The organism is Pseudomonas sp. BNK-44-b (assembly GCF_047456245.1).
In the GTDB taxonomy this organism is placed as follows: Bacteria; Pseudomonadota; Gammaproteobacteria; order Pseudomonadales; family Pseudomonadaceae; genus Aquipseudomonas; species Aquipseudomonas machongensis.
This window is the reverse complement of the sequence record NZ_CP179908.1, coordinates 431,549-455,527: the sequence shown is the minus strand read 5'-3', so window position 1 is coordinate 455,527 and position 23,979 is coordinate 431,549. Positions and strand designations below refer to the sequence as shown.

At 63.2% G+C, this 23,979-nt stretch carries 23 protein-coding genes, 1 pseudogene and 1 riboswitch; of the genes and pseudogenes, 10 read left to right on the top strand and 14 right to left on the bottom strand.

Features of this window, described 5'->3' with window-relative positions:
- Nucleotides 1-148 precede the first annotated feature (148 nt).
- The 4 genes from clpB to ACMGGG_RS02185 form a co-directional block, all read right to left on the bottom strand.
- Nucleotides 149-2,713, bottom strand: coding sequence for an ATP-dependent chaperone ClpB (gene clpB / locus ACMGGG_RS02200; protein WP_054895234.1), 2,565 nt, complete (start codon nucleotides 2,711-2,713; stop codon nucleotides 149-151).
- A gap of 208 nt (nucleotides 2,714-2,921) precedes the next feature.
- Complete coding sequence (locus tag ACMGGG_RS02195) at nucleotides 2,922-4,286, bottom strand: DUF1329 domain-containing protein (RefSeq protein ID WP_112897346.1); 1,365 nt, start codon at nucleotides 4,284-4,286, stop codon at nucleotides 2,922-2,924.
- 24 nt (nucleotides 4,287-4,310) lie between these two features.
- Nucleotides 4,311-6,197, bottom strand: coding sequence for a DUF1302 domain-containing protein (locus ACMGGG_RS02190; RefSeq protein ID WP_112897345.1), 1,887 nt, complete (start codon nucleotides 6,195-6,197; stop codon nucleotides 4,311-4,313).
- 324 nt (nucleotides 6,198-6,521) lie between these two features.
- Nucleotides 6,522-8,204: a fatty acid--CoA ligase gene (locus ACMGGG_RS02185; protein ID WP_151925818.1), complete on the bottom strand. Its 1,683-nt coding sequence runs from the start codon at nucleotides 8,202-8,204 to the stop codon at nucleotides 6,522-6,524.
- Between the two features lie 195 nt (nucleotides 8,205-8,399).
- Here ACMGGG_RS02185 and ACMGGG_RS02180 point away from each other — a divergent pair, with 195 nt between their 5' ends.
- The 3 genes from ACMGGG_RS02180 (at nucleotide 8,400) to ACMGGG_RS02170 (ending at nucleotide 11,501) form a co-directional block, all read left to right on the top strand.
- Nucleotides 8,400-9,359: a 2-hydroxyacid dehydrogenase gene (locus ACMGGG_RS02180; protein ID WP_414154791.1), complete on the top strand. Its 960-nt coding sequence runs from the start codon at nucleotides 8,400-8,402 to the stop codon at nucleotides 9,357-9,359.
- Nucleotides 9,360-9,663: 304 nt separating this feature from the next.
- Complete coding sequence (locus ACMGGG_RS02175; RefSeq protein WP_414154790.1) at nucleotides 9,664-10,662, top strand: methyltransferase; 999 nt, start codon at nucleotides 9,664-9,666, stop codon at nucleotides 10,660-10,662.
- Between the two features lie 41 nt (nucleotides 10,663-10,703).
- A riboswitch (yybP-ykoY riboswitch) is annotated at nucleotides 10,704-10,826 on the top strand.
- Between the two features lie 87 nt (nucleotides 10,827-10,913).
- Complete coding sequence (locus ACMGGG_RS02170; RefSeq protein ID WP_054895644.1) at nucleotides 10,914-11,501, top strand: TMEM165/GDT1 family protein; 588 nt, start codon at nucleotides 10,914-10,916, stop codon at nucleotides 11,499-11,501.
- Between the two features lie 203 nt (nucleotides 11,502-11,704).
- On the opposite strand, the gene ACMGGG_RS02165 is transcribed toward ACMGGG_RS02170, so the two are convergent.
- The gene (locus tag ACMGGG_RS02165; protein ID WP_414154789.1) at nucleotides 11,705-12,520 is read right to left on the bottom strand and encodes a M48 family metallopeptidase; all 816 of its coding nucleotides are present in this window, start codon (nucleotides 12,518-12,520) and stop codon (nucleotides 11,705-11,707) included.
- Between the two features lie 155 nt (nucleotides 12,521-12,675).
- Here ACMGGG_RS02165 and ACMGGG_RS02160 point away from each other — a divergent pair.
- Nucleotides 12,676-13,926: pseudogene (locus tag ACMGGG_RS02160) on the top strand (HAMP domain-containing protein); the annotation flags it as partial.
- Between the two features lie 12 nt (nucleotides 13,927-13,938).
- A complete protein-coding gene (locus ACMGGG_RS02155) occupies nucleotides 13,939-14,781 on the top strand; it encodes a methyl-accepting chemotaxis protein (RefSeq protein WP_370672103.1) in 843 nt (280 codons plus the stop codon).
- Nucleotides 14,782-14,863: 82 nt separating this feature from the next.
- Here the strand turns inward: ACMGGG_RS02155 and ACMGGG_RS02150 are convergent, their stop codons facing one another.
- Genes ACMGGG_RS02150 through ACMGGG_RS02140 form a run of 3 tightly spaced genes read right to left on the bottom strand, consistent with a single transcriptional unit; the run spans nucleotide 14,864 to nucleotide 15,942 of the window.
- Nucleotides 14,864-15,484: an SOS response-associated peptidase gene (locus tag ACMGGG_RS02150; RefSeq protein WP_125930745.1), complete on the bottom strand. Its 621-nt coding sequence runs from the start codon at nucleotides 15,482-15,484 to the stop codon at nucleotides 14,864-14,866.
- Nucleotides 15,485-15,496: 12 nt separating this feature from the next.
- Nucleotides 15,497-15,757 (bottom strand): putative signal transducing protein, encoded by a 261-nt coding sequence (locus ACMGGG_RS02145; protein ID WP_054894585.1) that lies wholly within the window; start codon nucleotides 15,755-15,757, stop codon nucleotides 15,497-15,499.
- On the bottom strand, nucleotides 15,757-15,942 hold the full coding sequence (locus ACMGGG_RS02140; protein ID WP_063542939.1) for a CPXCG motif-containing cysteine-rich protein: 186 nt from the start codon (nucleotides 15,940-15,942) through the stop codon (nucleotides 15,757-15,759). The genes ACMGGG_RS02145 and ACMGGG_RS02140 overlap by 1 nt, the downstream gene beginning before the upstream one ends.
- A 127-nt stretch (nucleotides 15,943-16,069) precedes the next feature.
- Between ACMGGG_RS02140 and ACMGGG_RS02135 the strand changes: the two genes are divergently transcribed.
- Entirely contained in the window at nucleotides 16,070-17,236 is a 1,167-nt protein-coding gene (locus ACMGGG_RS02135) for a 1-acyl-sn-glycerol-3-phosphate acyltransferase (protein ID WP_414155777.1), read from the top strand.
- A gap of 85 nt (nucleotides 17,237-17,321) precedes the next feature.
- Here the strand turns inward: ACMGGG_RS02135 and ACMGGG_RS02130 are convergent, their stop codons facing one another.
- Nucleotides 17,322-17,582 (bottom strand): hypothetical protein, encoded by a 261-nt coding sequence (locus ACMGGG_RS02130; RefSeq protein ID WP_054894588.1) that lies wholly within the window; start codon nucleotides 17,580-17,582, stop codon nucleotides 17,322-17,324.
- A gap of 157 nt (nucleotides 17,583-17,739) precedes the next feature.
- On the opposite strand from ACMGGG_RS02130, the gene ACMGGG_RS02125 reads away from it, so the two are divergent.
- On the top strand, nucleotides 17,740-17,946 hold the full coding sequence (locus ACMGGG_RS02125; RefSeq protein WP_054894589.1) for a hypothetical protein: 207 nt from the start codon (nucleotides 17,740-17,742) through the stop codon (nucleotides 17,944-17,946).
- 136 nt (nucleotides 17,947-18,082) lie between these two features.
- Here the strand turns inward: ACMGGG_RS02125 and ACMGGG_RS02120 are convergent, their stop codons facing one another.
- Nucleotides 18,083-18,667: a YajG family lipoprotein gene (locus ACMGGG_RS02120; protein WP_054894590.1), complete on the bottom strand. Its 585-nt coding sequence runs from the start codon at nucleotides 18,665-18,667 to the stop codon at nucleotides 18,083-18,085.
- 144 nt (nucleotides 18,668-18,811) lie between these two features.
- On the opposite strand from ACMGGG_RS02120, the gene ACMGGG_RS02115 reads away from it, so the two are divergent.
- A complete protein-coding gene (locus ACMGGG_RS02115) occupies nucleotides 18,812-19,045 on the top strand; it encodes a hypothetical protein (protein WP_414154788.1) in 234 nt (77 codons plus the stop codon).
- Nucleotides 19,046-19,651: 606 nt separating this feature from the next.
- Nucleotides 19,652-21,157, top strand: coding sequence for a malate dehydrogenase (quinone) (gene mqo, locus ACMGGG_RS02110; protein WP_054894592.1), 1,506 nt, complete (start codon nucleotides 19,652-19,654; stop codon nucleotides 21,155-21,157).
- A gap of 86 nt (nucleotides 21,158-21,243) precedes the next feature.
- Here the strand turns inward: mqo and ACMGGG_RS02105 are convergent, their stop codons facing one another.
- From ACMGGG_RS02105 to ACMGGG_RS02090, 4 genes are all read right to left on the bottom strand, one after another.
- Nucleotides 21,244-21,534 (bottom strand): PA4642 family protein, encoded by a 291-nt coding sequence (locus ACMGGG_RS02105; RefSeq protein ID WP_054894593.1) that lies wholly within the window; start codon nucleotides 21,532-21,534, stop codon nucleotides 21,244-21,246.
- A 69-nt stretch (nucleotides 21,535-21,603) separates the two neighbouring features.
- Nucleotides 21,604-22,074, bottom strand: coding sequence for a hypothetical protein (locus ACMGGG_RS02100; RefSeq protein ID WP_063542933.1), 471 nt, complete (start codon nucleotides 22,072-22,074; stop codon nucleotides 21,604-21,606).
- A gap of 65 nt (nucleotides 22,075-22,139) precedes the next feature.
- Nucleotides 22,140-22,613, bottom strand: coding sequence for a WbuC family cupin fold metalloprotein (locus tag ACMGGG_RS02095; protein WP_063542931.1), 474 nt, complete (start codon nucleotides 22,611-22,613; stop codon nucleotides 22,140-22,142).
- A gap of 2 nt (nucleotides 22,614-22,615) precedes the next feature.
- Nucleotides 22,616-23,173 carry a hypoxanthine-guanine phosphoribosyltransferase gene (locus tag ACMGGG_RS02090; protein ID WP_054894596.1) on the bottom strand — a complete coding sequence of 186 codons (558 nt, stop codon included), beginning with the start codon at nucleotides 23,171-23,173 and terminating at the stop codon, nucleotides 22,616-22,618.
- 165 nt (nucleotides 23,174-23,338) lie between these two features.
- Here ACMGGG_RS02090 and upp point away from each other — a divergent pair, with 165 nt between their 5' ends.
- Nucleotides 23,339-23,977, top strand: a complete 639-nt coding sequence (upp, locus tag ACMGGG_RS02085; RefSeq protein WP_063542927.1) for a uracil phosphoribosyltransferase — start codon at nucleotides 23,339-23,341, stop codon at nucleotides 23,975-23,977.
- Nucleotides 23,978-23,979: the final 2 nt, after the last annotated feature.

The following is a 23,979-nucleotide window of genomic DNA, read 5'->3' as shown; positions in this document are numbered from 1 at the left end:
GACAGCGGGGCGAATATTAGGGGCACTCGTTTTTTTGTGCAAGCATTTTTTTCAAAATTTTCAGCGAGTTAGATCCAACGCCGAAAAATCAGGGGTTTGCGGGGTTGCGCAGGTGCCATCGCGGGGCAAGCCCGCGATGGCAACACCCTCAGGCGAAGACGATCTCGTCGCCTTCCACCTTCGCCGTGATCGCCGCACCGGGCACGAACTGGCCACCAAGGATCAGTTGCGCCAGCGGGTTCTCGATCCAGCGCTGGATCGCACGCTTGAGTGGCCGTGCGCCATACACCGGGTCGTAGCCAACGGCAATCAGCTTGTCGAGGGCTTCCGGGCTCAGGCTCAGCGACAGCTCGCGCTCGGCCAGACGACCACGCAGGCGGCCCAGCTGGATCTCGGTGATACCGGCGATCTGCTCGCGGCCCAGCGGCTCGAACACCACCACTTCGTCGATCCGGTTGATGAACTCCGGACGGAAGTGCGAACCCACCGCATCCATCACCGCTGCACGTTGCGCCTCACGGTCGCCGACCAATTCCTGAATCTGCGCCGAGCCCAGGTTGGAGGTCATGACGATGACCGTGTTGCGGAAATCAACGGTACGCCCGTGGCTGTCGGTCAGGCGGCCGTCCTCCAGCACCTGCAGGAGCACGTTGAACACATCCGGGTGCGCCTTCTCCACCTCGTCGAGCAATACCACCGAGTAGGGCTTGCGACGCACCGCCTCGGTCAGGTAGCCGCCCTCCTCATAACCCACGTAGCCTGGTGGTGCACCGATCAGGCGAGCGACGGAGTGCTTCTCCATGAACTCGGACATGTCGATGCGCACCATGGCCTCCTCGGTGTCGAAGAGGAATTCGGCGAGCGCCTTGCACAGCTCGGTCTTGCCCACGCCGGTCGGGCCGAGGAACAGGAACGAGCCGCTCGGGCGATTCGGGTCGGACAACCCGGCACGCGACCGGCGCACGGCGTTGGCCACGGCAGTGACGGCCTCGTCCTGACCGATCACCCGCTCGTGCAGCAGGCCTTCCATCTTCAGCAGCTTCTCGCGCTCGCCTTCGAGCATCTTCGACACCGGGATGCCGGTCCACTTGGAGACGACCTCGGCGATCTCTTCCTCAGTGACCTTGTTGCGCAGCAACTGGTTCTCGGTCTTGCCGTGCTGATCGACCATCTGCAGGCTGCGCTCCAGGTCGGGGATCACCCCGTACTGCAACTCGGCCATGCGGCTCAGGTCGCCTTTGCGGCGGGCGGCCTCGAGTTCCTGGCGAGCCTGTTCGATCTTTTGCTGGATCTGCGCCGAACCCTGGACCTCGGCCTTTTCCGATGCCCAGATTTCCTCGAGATCGGAATATTCGCGCTCAAGGCGCTCGATTTCCTCGGTGAGTTTTTCCAGGCGCTTCTTCGCCGCTTCGTCCTCTTCCTTCTTCAGGGCCTGGGACTCCACCTTCAGTTGGATCAGGCGACGGTCAAGACGGTCGAGCACCTCTGGCTTGGAGTCGATTTCCATGCGGATGCGGCTGGCGGCCTCGTCGATCAGGTCGATGGCCTTGTCCGGCAGCTGACGGTCGGTGATGTAGCGGTGGCTGAGCTTGGCCGCAGCGATGATCGCACCGTCGGTAATGGCCACCTTGTGGTGCACTTCATAGCGCTCTTTCAGGCCACGCAGGATGGCGATGGTGTCTTCCTCGCTCGGCTCCTCGACCAGCACCTTCTGGAAACGCCGCTCGAGCGCTGCGTCCTTCTCGATGAACTGGCGGTACTCGTTGAGCGTGGTGGCGCCAACGCAGTGCAGCTCGCCACGGGCCAGGGCCGGCTTGAGCATGTTGCCGGCGTCCATCGCGCCCTCGCCCTTGCCGGCGCCGACCATGGTGTGCAGCTCGTCGATGAACAGGATGATCTGGCCTTCCTGCTTGGACAGCTCGTTGAGCAGGCCTTTGAGGCGCTCTTCGAACTCGCCGCGATACTTGGCGCCAGCGATCAGCGCGCCCATGTCCAGGGCGAGCAGGCGCTTGCCCTTGAGGCCATCGGGCACTTCGCCATTGATGATGCGCTGGGCCAGGCCTTCGGCGATGGCGGTCTTGCCGACGCCGGGCTCGCCGATCAGCACGGGGTTGTTCTTGGTGCGGCGCTGCAGTACCTGCACAGTGCGGCGAATCTCGTCGTCACGGCCGATCACCGGGTCGAGCTTGCCTTCTTCGGCACGCTTGGTCAGGTCGACGGTGTACTTGTCCAGCGCCTGGCGCGATTCCTCGGCGTTGGCATCATTGACCGCCTCGCCACCGCGCAGGTTGTTGATGGCATTTTCCAGGGCCTTCTTGCTCACGCCCTGGCCAAGCAGCAGCTTGCCAACCTTGCTGTTCTCGTCCATGGCGGCGAGCAGCACCAGCTCGCTGGAAATGAACTGGTCGCCCTTCTGCTGGGCCAGGCGGTCAGCCTGGTTGAGCAGGCGCGCCAGGTCCTGGGACATGTTCACGTCGCCCGTGGGGTTCTGGATTTTCGGCAGTTGGTCGAGCTCTTTGGTCAGCGCCTTGCGCAGGCTACTGATGTCGAAGCCTACCTGCATCAGCAGGGGCTTGATCGAACCGCCCTGCTGCTCGATCAGAGCCTGCAGCAGATGCACAGGTTCGATGGCCGGATGGTCCATGCCAACGGCCAGGGATTGGGAATCGGATAATGCCAGTTGCAGCTTGCTTGTCAGTCGGTCTATTCGCATGGGGATACCTTCCTTTAAAGGGCAGGCGGAGCGATGGACAGCACCTGTAATGAAGAACCTGCCTGAGATGACCAATAGATAAGGCTGATTCTGGAAGATTCAAGCTTAGCGGGGTTGACCGAGGTCAGCCTGATGAACCGACCGAAACAGAAACGCCCCGGCAAGCCGGGGCGTTCTGGGAGATGACACGGAGTTGGTTTTTGAACGCTTAACGCACGCCACTCTGACGCAGGGCCGCAGGCTGGAAGTCAGCCTTGTTGGCGCTGAAGCTGAAGTCGTAGGATTTTTTCTCCTCGTTCTTCATGCCCAGTGCCAGGTAGCGGCCCGACTGCAGGTCATAGATCGCTTCGAGGGTGTACCAAGGCACCTGGTTGTTGTAGTACGGCTGGGCATGCGCCTCGGACACGCGCCACAGCTGGTTGCGCCCGTCGTACTGGTCGATCACCGCAGCCTGCCAGGTATCTTCGTCGATGTAGAAGTCACGCTTGGCGTAGATGTGGCGCTGGCCTGGCTTCAGGGTCGCGACCACATGCCACACACGACGCAGCTCGTAGCGGGCCAGGTCCTGGTTGATGTGGCCCGCCTTGATGATGTCGGCGTACTTGAGCTTCGGATCGTCGAGCTTGTAGGCGTTGGAGGCGATGTACATCTCCTTCTTGCCTTCGAGCTTCCAGTCGTAGCGGTCCGGCGCGCCGTTGTACATGTCCAGGTTGTCGGAGGTGCGCAGGCCGTCGGCGGCGGTACCCGGGCCGTCGTAGGAAACCTGCGGCGCCTGGCGCACACGGCGCTGGCCGGCATTGTAGATCCACGCCTTGCGCGGTTCCTTGACCTGATCGAGGGTCTCGTGCACCAGCAGCACGGTCCCGGCCAGACGCGCCGGCGCAGTCACTTCCTGCTTGAAGTAGAACAGCACGTTGCCCGGGTTGTTCGGGTCGTAGTCCTTCATCTTGTCGCGGAACACGAACTGGTCGTTGAAATACACCAGGCTGTAGGAACCGTTCTGCTGCGGCGTGGCCTGGGTGACCAGACGCGACACACTGCCACCGCGATAACGGGTGATGTGGTTCCAGATCACCTCGACACCGCTCTTGGGAATCGGGAACGGGATCGCGCCGCGGAAGTTGTTCAGGCCGTTGCCGCCTTCAACCAGGGTGGTCTGGGTGGCGTTGGACTTGATGTCGGCATACACGGCATCCGGCACGGTGGCGCCGCGGTGGGTCTTGTACACCGGCAGCTTGTAGGTGTCCGGATAGCGCTTGAGCATCGCCAGTTGGCCAGGGGCCAGCTTGTCCTTGTACTGGTCGGCGTTCGCGGCGGTGATGGTGAACAGTGGCTTTTCGCTGCCGTACGGGTCGGACAGGAAGCCCCTGGCATCGACACTGCCGGCGGTCTTGGCCAGCGGCTCCCACGGGCCGATCGAGCCATCGGCGTTACCGGCCTTCTCCGCGCCCATCGGCGTGAGCGTGGTACCGAGCTTGGCCGCCTCATCGGCGGAAACCGCAGCCATGACGCTGGTCGCCAGCAGGGACATGCCCAGCACACCGGCTTTCAGCAGACTTGTGGTCATCTTCATCGTTGTCGTCCTGGATCAGAGTTCTTAGAAGTTCACGCCGAAGCTGAGGGCGACGAAGTCGCGGTCATCCACGGTGCTGTACTTGCCATCGAAGAAGTTGGTGTACGACAGGCTCGCGGTGTAGGTGTTCTGGTACTCCGCGTCCAGGCCCAGGCTGATCGCCTTGCGGCCTTCCTCGAAGTTGCCACCAGGGCCCGGCGAGTAGCCGGACACGTCGTGGGACCAGGCCACGTTGGGCTTGAGGTTGACCCCGGCGAAGACGTCGTTGTAGTCCCAGATCACCCGGGCGCGATACCCCCAGGAGGTGCTGGTGGTATAGCCGTCGTTCTCGCACTTGCGATTGAGGTTGGTGGTCGAGGCGCCTGCACCGGCACCGGCGATGGTGCTGGCATTGAGTGCCTGGCAGGTGTTCGCGCCGCCGGTGGCCGGCAGCGGGCCTGGGCCGAACACCGGGTCACGGCCGTAACGGGTGTCGTGTGCGCTCTCCAGGCCGCCCACATGGGTGACGCCCAGTTCGCCCACCACGGTCATGCGGCTGGCGCCCATCACCTGGTCGAAGAAGTGCGTCAGGGTGGTCTGGAACTGGGTGATTTCCTTGCGGCGATAGCCGTGCAGGTCCTGACCCGGAGTACCGTTGAGCAGCGAAGCGTTGGCCAGGGCGCCGCCCAGCGGACGCACACCGGCGAACAGGATGTCGGTGGTATTCAACTGCACAGGAGCGTTGGGACGGTAGCTGATTTCACCGCTCCACGCCGTGCCGGTGGGCAGGGTGGTGGAGAAGCTCAGGCCGTACAGGCGGATGTCTTCAGGGTACTCGACGAAGTACTGCGAGTTGCCCGCGACGATCAGCGGCGCCAGCGGACGCAGGTTGGCCGGCAGCGACGGAATGCCAGCGAACACCGCAGGCGAGGCGCCGGTGGCGCTGAAGATCGGCGCACGGCTGTGGTAGTTCATGAAGTAGGCACCGAACTCGGTGTCCAGCGGTTCGAACATGTAGCGCAGCGCCACGCCGAACTGGCCGCTGTCACGCGCGTCGCGGTCCGGACCACGGCGCACCATCACGCCTTCTTCGTTGATGTTCACGCCACGGGTGGCGAGGAACTGCTGCGCTGCGCCTGGCACCGTGCGGCTGCTGTTGAGCACGCGCAGGTTGTCGGTGCAGCCGTCGGAGATGATGTCGGGCTGGGAGAAGAAGGTGCCGCAGTTGTCGGTGACGGTCTGGTCCCATTCGAGCTGGTAGAAGGCTTCGGCCGACAGGTTGTCGGTCAGGCTCTGGGAGATGTAGAACATGTTGACCGGGATCAGGCCTTCCTTGATCTCGGCGCCTGGGCGGCGGAAGGCAGCGACGTCGATCGGGTTGATCGAGTTGATGCCGCCCCCGATGAAGGTACTTTCACCCCAGCTCACCACCTGCTTGCCGAAGCGCACCGAACCCGGCATGTCGGCGATGGCGTAGTTGTGGTAGATGAACGCGTCGAGCAATTGCGCGCCCGAGGACTTGGCCCCCGACTTGCGCCCCGAGTCGCTGATATCCTTGAACTCGCGGCCTTCGTCCTTGAGCTCGAAGTCGTACCAGTACTTGCCACGGACGAAGACGCCGGTGTCGCCGTACTTGAGTTCGAGATCGTGGATACCCTTGAAGATCTTGGAGAAGGTCTCGCCTTTCTTGAAGTTCAGGTGGCCATCGTCGGAGGTCTGGGACAGGCCCTTGCCACCGTTGTTGACGCCGATCAGGTTCTTGTTGGGATTGGCAGTCGACCAGCTGGCCCCGATGGAGAGCGATGAGTCGAACTGACCTTCGATTTCCCCGATGTTGAAACTCACACCGAATGCGGGACTTGCGAGCGTGGAAGCGAGGCTGACGGCCAAGGGCAGCTTGGCCCGGCGCCAGAACGGGTTTGCAGATGTCATCGACGCTACTCCATGTACTTTTTTGTTATGGCAGTGAGTCCTTTCAGAAACGGCCCCGAGCGCTGCGAGCAGGCTCCTGCCAGAGGCAGCACGGCATGCGCGTGCGCCCTCCCCCATTTCTGAAAATCCCCTGACCCGACTATAGCCAGCGGCCACACGCGCTTGATCCCTCTAAAGTGTGATTTGCGTCTCGCAAGCAGAGGCATCGCAAATGGCCACTTCGATCGCTGGCAGTGCAGAAGCATGGCTCAATTTCGTCGTTTGACAAGGCGCGATACCTCTAACACGCGGGTCACGCCAGAACAGGCGTGACCCGGGCAAGTGTTACAGGGTCGAGAGGAAGGTACTGTTACTGGCCTGCCACTGGGTGACGTCCACGCGGATACGCTTCTTGTCGAGCTTGCCCACGCTGGTCTTGGGAATTTCAGTAACAACGGCGATCTGGCTCGGAATCGCCCACTTGTTGATGTGCCCCAACTCGACGAACGGCTTGAGATGCTCCTTGAGCACCTTGGCGTCCAGCTGCTGGCCTTCGTGTACCACCAGCAGCGCGAATGGCCGCTCGCCCCACTGCGGATCGGGCACGCCGACCACCGCCACCTCGCGCACGGCAACGTGACGGCTGATCAGGTCTTCAAGATCGAGGGAGGAGATCCATTCGCCGCCGGTCTTGATCACATCCTTGATGCGGTCGCGGATATCGATGTAGCCCATGCCATCGAGCGTGGCGACATCGCCGGTGTGCAACCAGCCGCCAGCCCACAACTCGTTGCTCTTTTCCGGTTCGTTGAAATAGCCCATGGTCAGCCAGGGGGCGCGCAGCACCAGCTCGCCCTGGGCCTCGCCGTCGGCGGGCAGGAAGTTGCCGTGGTCGTCGACGATGGCCGCCTCCACCAAGGGTACGGGTACGCCGGCCTTGATGCGGTAGCTGACGCGCTCGTCTTCACCACCGGCCAGCAGTTCTTCGTTCAGGTGCGCGCAGGAGATCAGCGGGCAGGTTTCCGACATGCCATAGGCCGCAGTGAGCTGGATGCCCCGCGCCAGGGCAGCCTCGTACAGCGCCCGGTTGAGCGCGCTGCCGCCGATGATCACCTTCCAGCCACCGAAGTCCTGGCCCTTGGCTGAAGGGCAGTTGAGCAGCATCTGCAGGATGGTCGGCACGCAGTGGGAGAAGGTGACCTTTTCCTCGCGCCACAGCTTGATCAGCATGTCTGGCTCATAGCGCCCCGGATACACCTGCTTGATGCCCATCATGGTCGCCGCATAGGGGATGCCCCAGGCATGCACGTGGAACATCGGCGTGATCGGCATGTAGACGTCGTTGGTGCTGAGCAGGCGCACGCTGTCGAGGCTGCCGAGCACCGAGGTTTCGGCCAGGGTGTGCAGCACCAGTTGACGGTGGGTGAAGTACACGCCCTTGGGGTTGCCGGTGGTACCAGTGGTGTAGAAGGTGGTGGCCACCGAGTTCTCGTCGAAGTCGGGGAAGTCGTAATGCGGGCTGGCGGCGGCGAGCAGTTGCTCGTACTCACCGACCAGGTTCGGCAGCTCGGCGGTCTTGTCCGGGCCATCGGTGATCAGCAAGGTCTTGTCGACCGTGGTCAGTTGCCCGGCGATGGCCTGGTAGAGGCCGACGAAATCGCTGTTGACCAGCACGAAGCGGTCTTCGGCGTGGTTCATGGTGTAGAGGATCTGCTCGGGAGACAGGCGCACGTTGATGGTGTGCACCACCGCGCCGATCATCGGGATGGCAAACATGCATTCCAGATAGCGGTGGCTGTCCCAGTCCATCACCGCCACCGTGTCACCGGCCTTGACCCCGGCTTCGGTGAGCACGTTGGCCAGCCTGGCGATGCGCTCGCCGAGTTCGGGATAGGTCAGCCGCACCTTGTCGCGGTAGACGATTTCGCGGGTCTTTTCGTAGCGGCTGCCAGACATCAGCAGGCGTTTGATCAGCAGCGGGTAGGTGTAGGCGCCGTCGGCGGGCTTGAGGAGGCGGGTCTGCAGCATGGGTATCCCTTTTCTGAAAAGCGTGCCGGATATTCAAGGATTTACTGTAGATCGGTGACGCGACGGTCAAATCAGCCGAAGGAATGATTTGGCGTCGCAAAGTATGAGTGGCAATGTGCGAACAGGGCGTTACAGCGCCGCAGAATCCGGAGCCGATGCGCTCCCCACCTCTGGCCTTTGCCGACGGAGCCGCCAATGTCGCGTCATGCAGTTTTTCTCGACCATCACTCCCTTGACCTGGGAGATCTCGACCTTTCTGCGCTCGAACAGCAGTTCGACAGCCTGCAACTGCATGCCGCCAGCGCAGCGGAACAGGTCAGCGAACGCCTGCAGGGCGCCAGCGTGGTGATCAGCAACAAGGTGATGCTCGATGCTGCGGCGCTCGCGGCCAATCCACAAGTGAAACTGATCCTGGTGGCCGCCACCGGCACCAACAACGTCGACCTCGCCGCCGCCCGCGCCCTAGGCATCACCGTGTGCAACTGCCAGGGCTACGGCACACCTTCGGTGGCGCAGCACACCCTGGCGCTGCTGCTGGCACTGGCCACCCGGCTGTGCGACTACCAGCAAGCAGTAAAGGACGGCGCATGGGCCAAGGCCAGCCAGTTCTGCCTGCTGGACTTCCCCATCGTCGAGCTGGAAGGCAAGACCCTGGGCCTGTTGGGGCACGGCGAGCTGGGCGGCGCGGTGGCGCGCCTGGCCGAGGCGTTCGGCATGCGTGTGCTGAGCGGGCAGATCCCTGGACGACCGGCGCGCGCCGATCGCCTGGCGCTGGATGAACTGCTGCCGCAAGTCGATGCCCTGACCCTGCACTGCCCGCTGAACGAGCAGACCCGCCACATGATCGGCGCCCGTGAACTGGCCTTGCTCAAGCCGGGTGCCCTGGTGGTGAACACCGCCCGCGGCGGCCTGATGGATGAGCAGGCGCTGGCTGATGCCTTGCGCAGCGGTCACCTGGGCGGTGCGGCGACCGATGTGCTGAGCGTCGAGCCGCCGGTAAACGGCAATCCGCTGCTGGCGGCAGACATCCCGCGCCTGATCATCACCCCGCACAGTGCCTGGGGTGCGGTGGAGTCGCGCCAGCGTATCGTCGGGCAACTGGCCGAAAACGCCCAGGCGTTCTTCGCCGGTCAGCCACGGCGGGTGGTGGCCTGAAGCGCAAACCCGCTCGGTCGCCACTGCCAACCCGTGCACGGTCCTCAGCGCGGGTGCGGTACCTGTAGGAGCGGGCTTGCCCGCGAAAAAGGCACCGCGTTGCCTGGCACGGGCTACGCCCGTGTTCGCGGGCAAGTCGCAGCGGCGAACCGCCGCTCCCACAGATTTTGAGCAAGACAGTGGCTCCCACGGGGGATTGGGCTGGCCTTTAGACCTTGAACAAGACAGTTGCTCCTGCAGCGACCACGCCGCGTCCCGGTACGCCAAGTGATACACTTCGCGCTTTTTCAGGAGGCGTCCGCCGATGGACCCGCGCAGTGAAGTGTTGCTCCGCCAGGCGGACCTGTTCCAGGGCCCGCTGCTGATCGCCGGCGCCGCCGCCGATGGCCTGCTCGGGCAACTGCCGCAAGCGCACGCCTGGACCTGGCACGCCGGTGATCAGGCGCTGCTGGAGCAGCGTTTCACTGGCCGCAGCCACTACGGCGTGGAGGTGCCACAGGTTCCGTTCGGCGCGGCGGTACTGTTCCTGCCCAAGTCCCGCGATCTTGCCGCCTACCTGCTCAACGCCCTGGCCTCGCGCCTGGGCGGGCGCGTGCTGTATCTGGTCGGCGAGAAACGTGGCGGAATCGAGGGCGCGGCCAAGCAACTGCAAGCCTTCGGCAAACCGCGCAAGCTCGACAGCGCCCGCCACTGCCAGCTATGGCAGGTGACCGTGGACAATGCGCCCGAGGCCAAGCCCCTGGAGAGCCTGGCGGAGCGCTTCGAGCTGGCGCTCGAAGATGGCCCGCTGCAGGTGATCAGCCTCCCGGGCGTGTTCAGCCACGGCCGCCTGGATCGCGGTACCGCACTGCTGCTGCAGCATCTGGAGCAACTGCCGATCGGCCATGTGCTGGACTTTGGCTGTGGCGCGGGCGTACTCGGCGCGACCATCAAGCGACGTTATCCACAAAGCAATGTCACCCTGCTCGATGTCGATGCCTTCGCCGTGGCCGCCAGTCGACTGACGCTGGCTGCAAATGGTCTGCAAGGCGAGGTGATCAGCGGTGATGGCATTGATGCAGCACCCGATAATCTCACCGTGATCCTGAGCAATCCCCCGTTCCATACCGGGGTGCACACCGACTATCAGGCGGCGGAAAACCTGCTGAGAAAAAGCAGCAAAATTCTGCGAAAAGGCGGCGAAATACGCTTGGTTGCCAATAGCTTCCTGCGCTATCAACCCCTGCTCCAGGAGGCCTTGGGCAACTGCGAAATCCGCGCCGAAGCAGACGGCTTCCGGATCTACAGGGCAACACGCGGTTAAAAAATTAACGCTTGCCCAAACCGTTTCGGCTAGGCAGAATCCGCTCCGTCCTAGGGGAGTAGTCTCCCGCAAGCACCCTCTGCTTGCCCGGCACGCGTCAACACACTTGGCCCACAGGCCATGGCGCGTGCGACCTCACGGCTCACACAGATGAGCCCGGGGTTTGACAAGACCTATGACACGCACACCTTACCCGGGGCGGGGAGGCTGTACGTGTCATAGCCGTGTCGACCCGCCCCGTAGGAAGCCTGATGCTCGAATCCCTGCTCGTTCCCACCGCTATCGTTGCGCTCGCCGAAATCGGCGACAAGACGCAATTGCTCGCGCTCATTCTCGCGGCGCGCTTTCGCAAGCCGTGGCCGATCATCGCCGGCATCGTCGCCGCCACCCTCGCCAACCATGCGGCCGCCGGCGCCGTGGGGGCCTGGGTCAGCGGGTTCTTCACCGAAAGCGTGCTGCACTGGATCCTGGCTGCGAGCTTCACCGCCACCGCCCTGTGGACCCTGGTCCCGGACAAGATGGACGATGACGAAACCAGCAATGCACGCCGCTTCGGCCCGTTCCTGACCACGTTGATCGCGTTCTTCCTGGCGGAGATCGGTGACAAGACCCAGGTCGCCACAGTGATGCTGGCCGCGCAGTACCCGCACCTGATCATGGTCATCATCGGCACTACGCTGGGCATGTTGATCGCCAACGTACCAGTGGTCCTGGCGGGCAACTTCGCGGCCGACAAACTGCCGCTGGCGTTGATCCGTCGACTGGCGGCGGCAGCGTTCTTCGTGCTGGCAGCCGTCGCGGTGTATTCGGCGATGAAGACCAGTGGGTGGATTGGCTAAGGCACCGAAGACAGGACAGGACCGTGAGAGCGGTCCTGACTGTGGGAGCGGGCTCGTCCCGCGATCACCGGCAAAGCCGGTGCCAGACACCGCAGCACCTGGCACCGGCTTTGCCGGTGATCGCGGGACCAGCCCGCCCCCACAGGAATTGCTCCAGCCGCGGGATAGTTGAACCAGACAACTACCCCACAGCGCAGAGCGCGTTACTTCTTCGCCGCCTGGTACAGCGGCATCACCTTCGGAATCGCGGCCTGCAGCGACGCGATGCGGCTGGCCGAAGCCGGGTGAGTGCTCATGAACTCAGGCGGTGCGCCTTCGGACGCCTTGCTCATCTTGTTCCACAGGGTGATCGCCGCATTCGGGTCGTAACCGGCCCGTGCCGACAGTTCCAGGCCGATCAGGTCGGCCTCGTTCTCGTTGGCCCGGCTATTGGGCAGGGTCATGGAGTAGTTCACCATGGTGTCGGCCAGCGCCATGCTGTCCTGGCCAAGGCCGAAGATCGCACCGGCGCCCTGGCGCGCCATCTCGATACCGTAGGCCTTGGACATCGCCTCGCGACCATGCTCACGCAGGGCGTGGGCGATCTCATGGCCCATGACCGCAGCCAGCTCAGCGTCGGTGAGCTTGAGCTGATCGATCAGCCCGGTGTAGACGATGATCTTGCCGCCCGGCCCGCAGTTGGCGTTGAGCTCATCGCTCTTGATCACGTTGACCTCCCACTTCCATTGCGCGGCATCCGGCCGGAATTGCGGGGCCTGGGCGATCAGGCGGTCGGCAATGACCTGCACACGCTTGGCATCGGCACTGCTCTTGTCCAGCACGCCCTTGCTCGACGCTTCACCGAGCGTCTGCTGGTACGACTGCGCATACATCTGGTTGACCTCATCGGTCGACAGCATGCTGAACATGTACTGCTTGCGCTCGACGCCAACCGCTCCGCCGCTGGTGGTATTGACCGCCTGGCAACCACCCAGCAGAACGCTGGCGCTCAACAGGCTGATCACGAAAGACTTACGCATGAAAACACTCCCTTTTTACATGCCGCGTATCCTAGGCTCACTCGCCTGACCCTGCCAGAGCCGCAGGGAAGATTTCTCTCATCCTCCCCTCATGCTTTCCCTCGACCACGCCGATAACAAAAGAAAACGACCTCCTTGCGTGGAGCTTTCCAGTAATGAAGTTCAAGTCGATCCAGTTTTCCGTGGCGGCCCTGGCCGGTGCCATTGTATTGAGCATTGTCGCGGCGCTGGTGCTGTACGCCGTGTACTCCGGGGCCCGCACCCAGGACCTGGTACAGCAGCGCACCCAGCAGCAGTTCGAAAGCGTGATCGAACAGCGCCTGTCGGCCTTGGCCCGCACCCAGGTGAGCGAGATCCAGCGCGGCCTGGAAGCGCCGCTGCTGATCAGCCGCAGCCTGGCCACGGTCAACGCCATGCTCGGCATGCAGGACGCCGACGGCAAACCGCTGATGCAGATCGACCGCGCCTACCTGAACAACCTGCTCAAGCGCACCGTGGAGGTCAACCCGACGGTGCTCGGGGCGTATCTGGGCTGGGAGCCGAACGCACTGGATCACGCCGACATCAATGGCGAACGCTACCTGCCCTGGTGGTTCCGCAACGCCGACGGCAGTCTCGGCCAGGACCGCCTGGTGGACGTCAACGACCACACCGTGCTGTCGACCGGGGTACGCGCCAGTGAGTACTACCTGTGCCCGAAGGAAACCAAGAAGGCCTGCGTGATCGACCCGGCGCCCTACAAGGTTGGCGACAAGATGGTGATGCTCGCTTCGTTCGTCGAGCCGATCATGGTCAACGGTCAGTTCCAGGGCATCGCCGGGGCCGACCTGTCGGTGAACTTCATCCAGGACCTGCTCAACGCCGCCGACCGCCAGCTGTACAATGGCGCCGGCGAACTGGCACTGGTGTCGAGCAACGGTCGCCTGGTCGCCTATACCAAGGACGCCTCCAAGTTCGGCGAGAAGGCCAGCGACGTGCTGGACCCGGCCGAAGCCGCAACCCTGGCCAGTATCAGCGGCGAAGACCTGCACTATAAAGTCGACACCGCGAAGGACCGTATCGAGCTGTTCCTGCCGTTCAAGGTCGCCAGCACCGACGCGCGCTGGGTCCTGCTGCTGGAAATGCCGCTGAGCACGGTCATGGCCGACGTCAACCAGCTACAGAAAGACCTCGGCGAGCAGCGCCGTACCGACATCGCCGGCATGACCCTGGTCGGCCTGGGCATCGCCGCCCTCGGCCTGCTGGTGATCTGGCTGCTGGCCCATGGCATTGCCCGTCCGCTGAAACAGATGGTGGCGATGCTCGACGACATCGCCCAGGGCGAAGGCGACCTCACCCGCCGCCTGCAGAGTGATCGCGCCGACGAGCTGGGCGCCATCGCCAAAGGCTTCAACACCTTCCTGGCCAAGCTGCAGGCGATGATCAGCCAGGTGGTGACCTCGGTGCAGAAAGTCAGCGATTCCTCGGAGCACACCGCCGACATCGCCATCCGCACCAACCAGGGCGTGCACAAGCAAATGGCCGAGATCGACCAGGTAGCCACCGCCGTGCAGGAGATGACCGCCACCGCCCAGGACGTGGCACGCAATGCCACCCACGCCGCGCATGCCGCCAGCAATGCCGACCAGGCTGCCAACCAGGGCATGCAGATCGTGCGGGACACCTCACATTCGATCAGTGTCCTGGCCAGCGAGATCGGCCGTGCAGTGACCGTGGTGCAGACCCTGGCTCGCGACAGCGAGAACATCAATGCCATCCTGGTGACCATCCGCGCCATTGCCGAACAGACCAACCTGCTGGCGCTCAACGCTGCCATCGAGGCGGCCCGCGCCGGAGAGCAGGGCCGCGGCTTCGCCGTGGTCGCCGACGAGGTGCGCAACCTGGCGCAGAAGACCCAGCAGGCGACCCAGGAAATCCAGCAGATGATCCAGCAGTTGCAGCAGGGCACCCGCGATGTGGTCAAGGTGATGGAAGACAGCCAGGGCAAGACCGACGACAGCGTGCAGCAGGCCAGCCGTGCTGCCGAAGCGCTGGAGAGCATCACCGAGGCCGTGTCGGTGATCAACGACATGAACACCCAGATCGCCAGCGCCGCCGAACAGCAGAGCGCGGTGGCAGAGGACATCAACCGCAACGTCATCAACATCGGCCAGGTGGCCGGCGAAGTGGCCGGCGGGGCTGACGAATCGAGCCAGGCCAGTGCCGAGCTGACCAAGCTGGCCGAGCAGCAGCGGCGGTTGATCAATCAGTTCAGGGTTTGATTCAAATACCGAGTCGCTCTTTTCGCGGGCAAGCCCATCTCTGTGAGGAGTGGGCTTGCCCGCGAAATGCTCGCCATAAATCTCAAGCCGGAGTCAGGCACTCCGGTCCATCGAGCTTCGGATCATTGACCAGATGCGCCAGCGCCCGCTCGCGCAACGCCGCTGGAGGGCTGGCCAGCAGCTCGTGCAGGCGCGCCAGCGGTGTGTCGGGATCCAGCCAGGCGGCCTGCCCGGCCTCATCGAGAATCAATGGCCGACGCTGGTTCATCGCCGCCTGAGTGATCACCGCACAACTGAGCCAGACCTGCTCCTGCACCGGATACGCCTCCCACACCGCGGCATAGAACAACGACGCGCCCTCCCCCGGCGTCACCCAGTACGGGCGCTTGCGCGCCGTTCCGCGCCACTCGTAGAAGCCGTTGGCCGGCATCAGGCAACGGCGCTGGCGAAATGCTTCGCGAAACATCGGCTGCTCGGCGAGGGTCTCGGCGCGGGCATGGGCGGGGGTGCGGGACAGGTCGGTGAGCCAGGCCGGGGTCAGGCCCCAGCGAGCCCTGGCCAGTTGCAACTGGCCGTCGAGCCGGCGTTGAATCAGCACCGACGCCCCAGGCGAGATGTTCCATTGGGCCTGCTGGTCGGCGGGAAATCCGGGCAGGGCGGCAAAAGCCTGGGACCAGCGAAAGAGGGCGTAACGTCCACACATAAGACAGCAAACCTAGCAGATCAGGGTACCGGGGATACTCTCCGGCTCGTCCCCGGCGAGGGGCTGGGCGGCATTGTACTCATCGATCAGCTGCCGTGCGTACCCGGCCTGTTCATCGGCAACCGCCAGGGCCAGCAAGCCCTGCATCGGCAGATCGCCCATGGCGCCGACCAGATCGCCGCCGATCAGGTGCACCTGGACCCCTTCGCTGGCCAGCATGCCTACCAGCATCTGCGCCTCCATCAGGCTCTCCGGTTCGTAGATCCGGCGCATCAGGCATCGTCCTCGCGGCGTACTTCGAGCATCCATTCGTCACCATGCACCTGCAGGATGAACACGATGGGCCGGCAGCACACCTGGCAGTCCTCGGTGTAGTGCTGGTCGCCACCGGAAATATCGACCGTGGTTTCCACACGCTCCCCGCAATAAGGGCAGTCATAAAAGTCGATTTCGAGCATCGGGGGCCTGCGCAGTGACTTATGCGTATAATTGCCGGTCTGTTTACGGGGTCCGTGTGTGTCCGAGCCGTTTTTTTCGGCCCCGCCCCTACTTTATTACTCTAGCCGTTTCCAACAAGAGAGCATGATGGGCGAATTCGATGCCATCCGACCTTACGACGACGCTGAAGTGCCTGCCGTGCTGGCACGCCTGCTCAGCGACCCGGCATTCCTCGATATCCTCACCCACTTCCGTTTCCCGCGTATCGCGGGCGCCTTCGGCTGGCTGCTCAAGCCGCTGATCGCCCGGCGCCTGCGCAAGGAGTTCGCTGGCGTGACCAGCGTCTCGACCCTGCAGGACAAGGTCGAATACTACGTCGACCGCACCATCGACCGAGCCACCGACGGGGTCACCTACACCGGCGTCGAGCTGCTCAAGTCGGGCAGTGCCTACCTGTTCCTGGCCAATCACCGCGACATCGTCATGGACCCGGCATTCGTCAACTATGCGGTCTATCACGCCGGCCTGCCGACGCCACGCATCGCCATCGGCGACAACCTGCTGCAAAAGCCGTTCGTCAGCGACATGATGCGTCTGAACAAGAGCTTCATCGTGCACCGCTCGATCAGTGGCCGACGCGAGAAGCTCGCGGCTTACCAACTGCTGTCGGCCTACATCAACCATTCGATCCGCAACGACAGCGCCTCGATCTGGATTGCCCAGGCCGAAGGCCGTGCCAAGGATGGTGACGATCGCACCGATTCGGCGATCCTCAAGATGTTCCACATGAGCCGCAAGGACGAGCCGTTCGGCGCAGTGATCCAGAGCCTGAACCTGATCCCGGTGTCGATCAGCTACGAATACGACCCCTGCGACCAGGCCAAGGCGCGCGAGCTGTATATCCGCGCCACTACTGGCACCTACAAGAAAGTGCCTGGTGAAGACGACAACAGCATCGCCCAGGGCATCACCGGCTACAAAGGCCGGGTGCACATCAACTTCGCCCCGCCGGTGACCGAGTACCACGAGGACACCAAGCAACTGGCCCTGGCCATCGACCGGCAGATTCTCGGCGGCTACCGGCTGTTCCCGGTCCACTACCTGGCCTATGCGATGTGGGACGGGCAGGACGCGGCGCTGGAAGTACCCGCCGCAGAGAAGGTGTTTGCGGCCGAGGAGCTGGCACGGGCCAAGGAGGAGTGGCAGCGTCGCCTGGAGGCCTGCCCTGCGGAGCACCGGCCATACCTGGTGCAGCAGTATGCGACGCCGGTGCGCAATCAGTACCAGGTCAAGCGCCAGGCCGAGGTGGTTTGAGACGAAGCCGCTCCCGCAGGAACACCGCCGCGCTCATGAACGGCGCCATCCCTGCAGGAGCGGCCTTGTGCCGCAGAAAAGCTGTTCAGATCCAGGTGCTGAACCAGGACAACAGCAGCGCCATCGCCAGGCACGAGAAGCCCAGGATGTAGTAGTAGCGCGGTACACGCAGGTCGAACGCATCGACCAGCCCTTCCTCGGCAGCCAGGCTTTCACGCACATCGCTCTGGCGACGCCGCGCACTGTGCAGCAGCAGGCCGCCGGGGCAGGTGATGAACAGCGCCAGGACATTGATCAGCTTGGCGGGATGGGCGGCCAGGAACCCCCAGAGGACTTGCAGGGACATCGCGCAACCTCGAAACGACGATAAGCAAAGCCCGGCATTCTACCCAAGCTCCACCCAACCTCCCGCTTTTTGCGACCAAGTGTCACTAAATTTCATCTGTCACACGCTCGTCATCCAGACAGGCCACCCTGTCGGCCTTTCCAGACCGGAGCTTGTCATGCTGCACGCCGAAAACCAGGACCGTCTCTACCTCGTCTCGCAGAGCGACGAGCAGCAGGCACTGATCGACGGATTCGCGATCAACGTCCACGACCAGCGCTGGCTGGTGTATTGCGCCCTGGGCGGTCATGCGCACCAGGACCTGCCTGAAGTGGATCAAGACACCGGGCTGAGTGTGCTGGACTTTGGAATCGAGGCGGCTTGACCTGCCCGCTCCTACAGAGAAATGACCCCAGGTGCCGCACCAACCAGGGTTTGAGCGAGCCTCAGCCCTGGCCCAGCCAAAGAAAAACCCGCTGCCTGTCGCCAGGCAGCGGGTTTTGTTCATCCATGCGGCGTGCTTATTCAGCCAGGACCTGACCGATGGTCGGGTCCTTGAACAGCCGGGTCAGCGCATCGCTGAGTACGTCACTGACCAGCTTGGTGTTGGTTTCCTGGTTCGGCGCCATGCCGAAGCGCTGGTCAAGCGAGGCGCCGTAACGGCCGCTGTAGCGACGGTTGGCGTTGGACACGTCGGCACGGAAGGTGGCACCGATGGTGGCCTCGGTCACGTACATCTTGTCCTTGGGCGACTGGTACTTCAGCTCGGCCAGGGTCACGGTCAGCTGTGGCGCGCTGCCGGCACCCGAGGTGGGGGTGAAGCCGAGCAGGCGTACTGCCGCTTCGGCCTGGGCCTGCAGCTTGGGCACCACGTCATTGCCGTTGACGGTAATGGTGCTGGTCTCGGGGTACATGCCACCCCGTGTGCCCAGCGACTGCGAAGCACGGCCGTCGACCACCCGCACGACCACCGGCTGGCCACGACCTACCGGATTGAGCTGAGCGGTGAGCTTGGGTTGCGGGCTGAGTTGCTGCGGGCTGTGTGCACAGCCGACCAGGCTCAGGGTGGCCACCGCCATCAAACCGAACAACAGACGTTGCAGCATGCGCATTTCTCCAGAAAAAGCGGCAAAGGCACACAGTATACCCAGCCTGAAGCAAGCCAGTCATCGGCCCGCAGCTGCTGTCACAATGGTTTCATGGCCCCGGCGTTATCCTTGCCCCAGCCCGATCAAACAGGACTCGCCGCCATGGCCTCGCTCTGGACCTTGCTCCTCCAACGCCCGCGCCACAACACCTACGCCCGCCTGGATGCCGATGGAAAATGCCTGGCCTTCAAGCAGTGCCACCAGGCACCGAGCGGCAGTGGCTGGGTCCAGGTCAGCGAAGCGCACCTGGGCTGGCTGGGCCATCCGCTGCCCAACAGTGCCCGGATTTGCGTACCTGCAAGCCGCCGTTGGCAGCAACGCATCCTCCCCGCCTGACAAACGCTGCAATAAAAACCCAAGAAGAACGACCTTTCTGCCCGCGACCTCGTTATAATCTCCCCCCGATTATAAGGACGTCTCCTGATCGGGCCCCGCACTCGCCGCTTGACCCCGGCACCTTCACCGCTTCGCCCACAGAGAGCCTTCCACTCAGGTCTTGCATTGGCTGTCGTGCCTGCTGTCTCTGGCCGTCTGCTGCGCATGAACCTGCGGGTTGCCACCGCGCAGTCCACTTTTGAGGTTCACGACTCCAAAAGAGCGTGAAAAAACGGTTTTTTCACAACTTCACGAGAGTGTGGCGAGCAAATGAACAGTCTGGCATGTGCAAAAGCGGCAGATACGTCTCGAACAGCCCTGAACAGACGGCAAAAGCGCTCATCCTGGATGGGAGCCTGAGGCCGGTCCATAACGCACGACGGAACACTTGACCATAAGTCGAATTGCCGCACCCGTGGCAAATGGCGTTCAATTATCGAACACCCAAGACTGATTGGCGGTGTCCGCGGAAGTTGCAAGAACTGCGAAGAGTCGGACATGGCGATCCTGGCCAACCCAGGGGTCCTATGCTGTCAATTAGGTGCTGTAGATTGTGGAGACGCGTTAATGGCGCAGAACGAATCGGTTGATGTGGTACTGGTAGGCGCGGGCATCATGAGTGCCACCCTGGCCGTACTGCTCAAGGAGCTGGACCCTGCGATCAAGCTGGAAGTCGTCGAGGCGATGGACTCCGGGGCCGCGGAAAGCTCCAACCCCTGGAACAACGCCGGGACCGGCCACGCCGGCCTGTGCGAGCTGAACTATACGCCCCAGGCCGCCGATGGCAGCATCGACATCAAGAAGGCCGTGCACATCAATACCCAGTTCGAGGTGTCCCGCCAGTTCTGGGCCTATCTGAGCAAGAAAGGCGGCTTCGGCTCGCCGCGCGACTTCATCAATCCCGTGCCGCACCTGAGCTATGTCGAAGGTGACAAGGGCGTGCAATTCCTCAAGAAGCGCTTCGAGCTGCTCAAGCAGCACCACGCGTTCTCCGAGATGGAATACACCGAAGACAAGGCGCTGATGAACGAGTGGATGCCGCTGATGATGCCTGGCCGCCCGGCCGACCAGCACATCGCGGCCACCCGCGTGCTCAAGGGTACCGACGTCAACTTCGGCGCTCTGACCAACAAGCTGCTCAAGCTGCTGGGCGACAGCCCCAATGCCCAGGTCAAGTACAGCAAGAAGGTGACCGGCCTGCGCCGTAAAGGCGACGGCTGGACCGTGAGCATCAAGGACGTCAACAGCGGCAACAGCCGTGAAGTCGACGCCCGCTTCGTCTTCCTCGGCGCAGGTGGCGCGGCGCTGCCGCTGCTGCAAGCGTCGGGCATCCCGGAGAGCAAGGGGTTCGGCGGTTTCCCGGTCAGCGGCCAGTGGCTGCGCTGCGACAATCCGGAGATCGTCAAGCAGCACCAGGCCAAGGTCTACAGCCAGGCCGCGGTCGGTGCCCCGCCAATGTCGGTGCCACACCTCGACACCCGCGTGGTCGACGGCAAGAAATCCCTGCTGTTCGGGCCTTACGCCGGCTTCACCACCAAGTTCCTCAAGCATGGCTCGTTCATGGACCTGCCGCTGTCGGTGCGCATGGGCAACATCGGCCCGATGCTGGCGGTGGCCCGCGACAACATGGACCTGACCAAGTACCTGGTCAGCGAAGTGATGCAGTCGATGGAGCAGCGCCTGGAATCGCTTCGCCGCTTCTACCCCGAAGCGAAAGCCGAGGACTGGCGCCTGGAAGTGGCCGGTCAGCGCGTGCAGATCATCAAGAAGGATCCGAAGAAAGGCGGCATCCTGCAGTTCGGCACCGAGCTGGTCTCGGCCGCCGATGGCAGCCTGGCTGCGCTGCTTGGCGCCTCGCCGGGCGCGTCGGTGACGGTCTCGATCATGCTCGAGCTGATCGAGCGCTGCTTCCCCGAGCAGGCCAAAGGCGCCTGGGCTGCCAAGCTCAAGGAGATCTTCCCGGCTCGCGAGAAGACACTGGCCACCGATGCCGCGCTGTACCACAAGATCAGCGCCGACAATGACGTGGCCCTGGACCTGGCACAAAACAGCCCGGCCAAGCACTACGCCTGAAACGGCTGAAACGAAAAAACGCCCCGAGGGGCGTTTTTTTGTGCCTGGAATCCCTACCCGCAAAAAGGGCAGGACCGGCTTGAGGATCAGCCGCGGGCGTTAGCGATGATCTCGATGTACTCGGGCGCGTTGCGCTGGTCGGCGATCACCTCGGCGAAGGTCTTGCCGTGCTCGTCCTTGCCATCGACATCGTATCCAGCTTCAACGAAGAAGCCGACGAAACGCTCGAAGTCATCGATGCGCAGGCCACGGTAGGCCTTGATCAGCTTGTGGTGCGACGGCGAGGTCAGGCCATCTGCCGGCTCGAACTGAAGGAACGTCTTGATGTAGTCGTCGCTGATCTCGTCACCGATAACCTGCTTCTTGTCTTTACGCATTGCCGACTCCAACTGGGCCATCACGGGCATTTCAAAGGCGGGCAGTGTACCGCTGGCTGCCCATGCGCCTCAACGCGTACGTACGGTTCCAGTGTGCAGGTCGGCCCAGACATGGCCGTTGGCATAACTGAGGAACTGCACGTACAGCGTCTCGTTGCGCAGCAGGTCCATGATCACCCGGTAATCGGCCTGTGGATAATTCAGCGTCAGGGTGCGGGTCTTGTCATCGTAGGTCGGCCGCTTGAGGCTCTTGCCGCCCTCGCCGTCGAAGGTGACCAGCACCTGCCCGATAGTTGCCCCCTTGCTCATGGGCTTGCCCTTCAGGCGCAAGGTCAGGGACGAGGTGATGGGGATCGGCTGCTGGCTGGACTGACGCTGGGCACCGACCACCACCGCGTAATCGGTGACCTGCAGCAGTTGTTGCGACTCGGGTTCTTCCTGGCGCAGCGAGAGGTCATCAGGCGGGAGAAACTGGCTGTGCAAAGGCGCTGCCGACAGCGGCAGGCTCAGCGCCAGCAGAAGGGGAAAGATCGCGCGCATGAAGGGCTCCTTGGCATAGGAGAGCACTCTAGCACGCCTGATCGATCGCTACTGGCAGCGTACGCTCAATCGAACTGCGCGCGCATCCAGGCCTGGTACTGTGCCACACCGTCCTCGCCCTCGCGCGGTGCCCAGTAGGCATGCTCGCCCTCGCCTACCGGGCGGTAGGGGCCGGACTTGCATTCGAACAGGATGCTGTCATCTTCGAGCACCACCAACCCGTGATAGGTGCCAGGCGCCAGGTCGACCCCCAGGCAATCGCCGCCGGCTTCGAGCACGCGCTTGTCGCACACCGCGCCCTGCTCGTCGAAGATCAGCAGCCCCAGACGCCCCTTGAGCACCACCAGCGCCTCGGCCTTGTCATCCTTCAGATGACGGTGCGGCGGAATGTAGGTACTGGTCTGCAAACCGACTGCCATGCGGTGGCAAGGCTCTTCCATCTCGTGAAAGTTGTGGTGCTGGCGACCGCGCGGACTGGCAGCGGCCTTTTCAGCCAACGCCCCGAACAAGGCCTGATCCATGAAAGCCGGCTTGCGCATGATCACATTCCTTTTACGGCGAAGATGCCATTGGCGTTGCGCCAGTAACCCTTGTAGTCCATGCCATAACCGAAGATATAGCGATCGACGCACGGCAGGCCGACGTAGTCAGCCTTCAAGTCCGGGCTGGCCTTGCGGTCGTGGTCCTTGTCGATCAGCACCGCGGTGTACACCGAGCGCGCGCCGGCATGCTTGCAGAAGTCGATGATGGCGCTGAGGGTGTGGCCTTCGTCGAGGATGTCGTCGACGATCAGCACGTCACGGTCGATGAAGGAGATTTCCGGCTTGGCCTTCCAGAACAGCTCACCGCCGCTGGTCTGGTTGCGGTAACGCGTCGCGTGCAGGTACGAGGCCTCCAGCGGGAACTGCAGGTGGGTCAGCAGTTTGCCGGCGAAGATCAGGCCGCCGTTCATCACGCAGAAGACCACCGGGTTCTTGTCGTGCAGGTCTTTGCAGATCTGCTCGCCGACCTGGGCGATGGCCGCTTCGACCTGGGCTTCGTTGTACAGGCAATCGGCCTCGTTCATCACTTGGCGGATATGCTCGAGATCGGCGGACATGGCGCTCTCCAGGAGGTGCATTTTGGAAAAGCGGGCAAAGGTACGCATCCGCTCGTCCCAGATCAAGCATTTATGGACTAACGTGCTCAATGACTGCACGACAGCAAGGACTGAATAGATTAACCTAGCGCGGTTTTTTTGCCCGCCTCCCGGAGCCCTCCCCCTATGCCCATTCGTGAGATCCGCCATCCGCTGATCCGCCACAAGCTCGGCCTGATGCGCCGCGCCGATATCAGCACCAAGAACTTTCGCGAACTCGCCCAGGAAGTCGGTGCACTCCTGACCTACGAAGCCACCCAGGACCTGCCGCTGGAAACCTACGAGATCGACGGCTGGTGCGGCAAGGTCCAGGTCGAGAAGATCGCCGGCAAGAAGATCACCGTAGTGCCGATCCTGCGGGCCGGCATCGGTATGCTCGATGGCGTGCTCAGCCTGGTCCCGGGCGCCAAGGTCAGCGCCGTGGGCGTGGCGCGCAACGAGGAAACCCTCGAGGCGCACACGTACCTGGAAAAACTCGCGCCGGACATCAACCAGCGCCTGGCACTGATCATCGACCCGATGCTCGCCACTGGCGCCTCGATGGTCGCCACCATCGACCTGCTGAAGAAGGCCGGTTGCCGGGAAATCCGCGCCATGGTCCTGGTCGCGGCGCCCGAAGGTATCGAGGTGGTCGAGAAAGCCCATCCGGACGTGCAGATCTACACCGCGTCCATCGATCAGCGCCTGAACGAGCACGGTTACATCGTTCCGGGCCTCGGCGATGCCGGCGACAAGATCTTCGGCACCAAGCAAAAGGACGCCTGACC